Here is a 3350-nt window from a genome sequence, read left to right on the forward strand (position 1 = left end):
ACCACCCCGGCGGCGTCGCGCCCGGGCACGGCGAGCAGCACCAGGTCGGCCTCCCCCGGCACGTCCGCCGGCTCGCAGCGGATGCTGGTGGGCAGCAGCGCGGCGGCCCGTTCGGCGGCGTCGTCCCCCACGCTGTGCGCCACCACCCGGTGCCCCGAGCGCTCCCAGGCGGCACCGAGCACGGCCCCCACCCGCCCGGCGCCCACGATGCCGATGCGCAGCCGCGGTGCCTCGTGCGTGCTCGTCATGCGGCGCACCCTACGCACCCCGGGCGGTCACGCCCCGTGGACACCACGCCGCGCGGTCGGGGCCGGTGTGGAAGGCTCGCGGGGTGAGCACCTGGCAGTGGCAGACCCCCGCCGAGGGCGTGCGGCGCACCGAGCTTCAGCACGCCTGCGAGCCCGCCGCGCTCATGGAGGCCGTGGACGCCGAGCTGGAGGCCGGCGCCCGGCGCGTGGAGGTGCTGCTGCACCCCGACCGCCGCGACCTGCGCCGCCTCACCCTACGGGCCGGGCTGCGCACCGAGGGGACCCTGCGGGCCCTGGCCGGCCCCTCCCCGGAGGGTGACCGCCTGCTGGCCACCCGCCTGGACAACGACCCGCCGCGCCTCTCCCGCGAGGGGCGCCTGGGGGTGCTCGACAGCTCCATGCCCACCAAGCGCGTCATCGCCCAGGGCGTGGTCACCGACCGGCAGGGACGGGTGCTGCTCTGCGAGCTCACCTACAAGACCGAGTGGGACCTGCCGGGCGGCATCGTGGACCCCGGAGAGGGCCCGCAGGCCACCGTGGTGCGCGAGGTGCGCGAGGAGATGGGGGTGGACCTTCCGGTGCGCGGGCTGCTCAGCGTCAACTGGATGCCGCCCTACCGTGGCTGGTCGGACGCCCTGCTGTGCGTCTTCGACCTCGGCGAGCAGCCCGACCTCGTGGAGCGAGCCACCCTGCAGCCCACCGAGATCGCGGCCCTGCACTGGTGCACACCGGACGAGGTGGCCCAGCACGCAGCCCCCTACGTGGCCCGCCACCTCGCGCAGGTGTGGGACGGGCAGGCCGTGCGCCGCGGCACCGTGGTGCTCAGCGACGGGGATCCGGACCCGCTCGGCTGACCCTCAGCCGCGCCGGCGTCGGCGGTAGCGGGCCACGGCCTGGCGGTTGCCGCAGGCCGTGCTGCAGAAGCGCCGCGAGCGGTTGCGCGAGGTGTCCACGAGCACCCCCGCACAGTCCTCGGCGGCGCACGTGGCGAGGCGGTCCCAGGCGTCCGCCCGGAGCACGTCGGCCAGGGCGAGGGCGGCCTCCACCGCCATCCGCGCCGCGACCGGGGCGTCGTCGGAGACCGCGTGCACGTGCCAGCCGTAGTCGTCGTGCCGCACGAGGCGGGGACGCGCCTCGTACTCGGCCAGCAGGTCGTTCACCAGGCCCGCGGCCGGCTCGGGGTCCAGCCGCCAGAAGGTGGCCAGCCGGTCGCGCACGGCGCGCACCTCGGCCAGCTCCTCCTCGGTGTCGTCGAAGCGCCCCGTCCAGCCCCACTCCCGCTCGAAGGCCTCGAGCGCAGCGGTGTCGGGCAGGAGGTCGCCCTGCCGGGGGCCCGGCGCGGTGTTCACCAGCGCGGCCGCGCCCTGCAGGGCGTCGTCGGTGTCATGGGTGAAGTGCATGTTGACGCATGACCCTAGCGCACGTACCGTCTGCCTCCCGTCATGCGCCAACCAGCGTGACACCCATGACATCGCCGGCTCCGTACCGGGGTGCACCACCCCGTCGACCCGCCCCGAGGAGGGACCACCGTGCCCACGACGACGACCCACGCCGTCTCCCCGACCATGGGGGCCCTCCGCAGGACTCGCCCCCGTCTGGCCCGCCGTGGACTGGCCGCCGCACCCGGCAGCGGGGGCGGCCTGGCCCTGGCCCTCGTCTCGGCCATGGCCTTCGGGCTCGCCGGGCCGCTCGGCAAACCGCTCATGGATGCCGGGTGGTCGCCCGCCACGGTGATCATCGGCCGCGTGCTCGTGGGCGCCCTGGTGCTCGCGCCCGCCACGCTCGTGCTGCTGCGCGGGAAGTGGCAGCTGGCCTGGTCGCAGCGCTGGCCGGTGCTGGCCTACGGCGTGCTGGCCGTGGCCGGGGCCCAGCTCTGCTACTTCCAGGCGGTCACCCGTATCCCTGCCGCCGTGGCCCTGCTGCTGGAGTACATGGGCGTGGTGCTGGTGGTGCTGATCCTCTGGGCCCGCACCGGCCGCGCCCCCGCCGTGCTCACACTGGTGGGCATGGCCACCGCCGTAGCCGGCCTGGTGCTGGTGCTCGACCTGCGCAGCACGGGGCTGGACCCGGTGGGCGTGGCCTGGGGACTGGCGGCCGCCCTCGGACTGGCCACCTACTTCCTGGTGAGCAGCTCGGTGGACCGCGAGATGCCGGCCGTGGCCGTGGCAGGGCTGGGCATGCTCATCGGCGGCGTCACCCTCGTGGTGGCGGGCCTGCTGGGCGTGCTCTCGCTGAGCGCGTCCACCGCCCCGGCCGCCGTGGGCACGCTCCCGGTCCCGTGGTGGGTGGGCCTGGGCCTGCTGGGCGCCGTGACGGCCGGCCTGGCCTACGGAAGCGGCACCATGGCCACCCGTCGACTGGGTGCCACGGTGGCCTCCTTCGTGGGACTCACCGAGGTGCTCTTCACCGCCCTCTTCGGGTGGCTCCTGCTGGGCCAGCACCTGGGCCCGGCCCAGCTCGTGGGCGGCGGCGTGGTGCTCGGCGGCATCGTGCTGGTGCGCCTGCAGGAGGCCCGTGAGCTGCGCGCCGCCACCCGCGCCAGCAGCACCGCCTGACGCGACTCAGCCGTGGCGGTCGCGGCCCAGCACCGGGGTGCTCGGATGGCGGTGACGCTCCCGGACCGCGTCACGGCCGTCGTCGTCGCCGTCCTGCGGGGGCACACGGCACAGCCACTGGGCCACCTGCCCGGCGGCGCCGAGGACCCCGAGGGTGAGCACCTGGAGCCCGGTGCGCACCACCGCCGCGCGCACGCTGGGCACGTCGGCATCGGGCAGGGCGGCCACGAACAGGCCCGCGAAGGCGCCGCTGAGCACCGACCCGGCCCACGCGGCGGCGATGGCGGCCACCACCACCAGGCGCGCGGTCTGCGGCGAGGGCCCGCGGTGACGCCGGCGCTCGGAGGCCGCGTCGGTGCCGTCGGCGCGGGCGGACCTCCACACCCAGGTGGCCGCCACGAGCAGACCCACGGCGAACACGACGTCCATGACCAGCCCGGCCACGGCACGCACGGGCACCGCGTTGCCCTGCCCGAGCCACCAGCTGGCCGCCACCCAGCCCAGCAGGCCGGCCGCCAGCCAGCTCACGAGCAGCTGCCCCACGCGC

5 protein-coding genes are annotated in these 3350 nt (G+C 76.3%); 2 read left to right on the forward strand and 3 right to left on the reverse strand.

Translation table 11 applies throughout. From position 1 onward, the window contains the following. On the reverse strand, positions 1–248 hold a 248-nt coding region (locus tag HMPREF3099_RS05490), incomplete at its 3' end, for an NAD(P)-binding domain-containing protein (RefSeq protein ID WP_168168451.1). 83 nt (positions 249–331) lie between these two features. Between HMPREF3099_RS05490 and HMPREF3099_RS13405 the strand changes: the two genes are divergently transcribed. Beyond that, positions 332–1102 carry an NUDIX domain-containing protein gene (locus HMPREF3099_RS13405; protein WP_237769759.1) on the forward strand — a complete coding sequence of 257 codons (771 nt, stop codon included), beginning with the start codon at positions 332–334 and terminating at the stop codon, positions 1100–1102. A gap of 3 nt (positions 1103–1105) precedes the next feature. Here HMPREF3099_RS13405 and HMPREF3099_RS05500 read toward each other — a convergent pair whose 3' ends face one another. Then, entirely contained in the window at positions 1106–1648 is a 543-nt protein-coding gene (locus tag HMPREF3099_RS05500; protein WP_070705031.1) for a CGNR zinc finger domain-containing protein, read from the reverse strand. A gap of 129 nt (positions 1649–1777) precedes the next feature. Here HMPREF3099_RS05500 and HMPREF3099_RS05505 point away from each other — a divergent pair, with 129 nt between their 5' ends. Beyond that, the gene (locus HMPREF3099_RS05505; protein ID WP_202816698.1) at positions 1778–2803 is read left to right on the forward strand and encodes an EamA family transporter; all 1026 of its coding nucleotides are present in this window, start codon (positions 1778–1780) and stop codon (positions 2801–2803) included. Positions 2804–2809: 6 nt separating this feature from the next. Here HMPREF3099_RS05505 and HMPREF3099_RS05510 read toward each other — a convergent pair. Then, the coding region (locus HMPREF3099_RS05510) for a DUF3180 family protein (protein ID WP_141762009.1) at positions 2810–3350 on the reverse strand (541 nt) is incomplete at its 5' end.

It is taken from the genome of Kytococcus sp. HMSC28H12, assembly GCF_001816045.1.
GTDB lineage: Bacteria > Actinomycetota > Actinomycetes > Actinomycetales > Dermatophilaceae > Kytococcus > Kytococcus schroeteri.

Coding starts and splice junctions, on each gene's coding strand:
- HMPREF3099_RS05500 (WP_070705031.1), bottom strand. CDS start 1,648: ATGCACTTCACCCATGACACCGACGACGCCCTGCAGGGCGCGGCCGCG.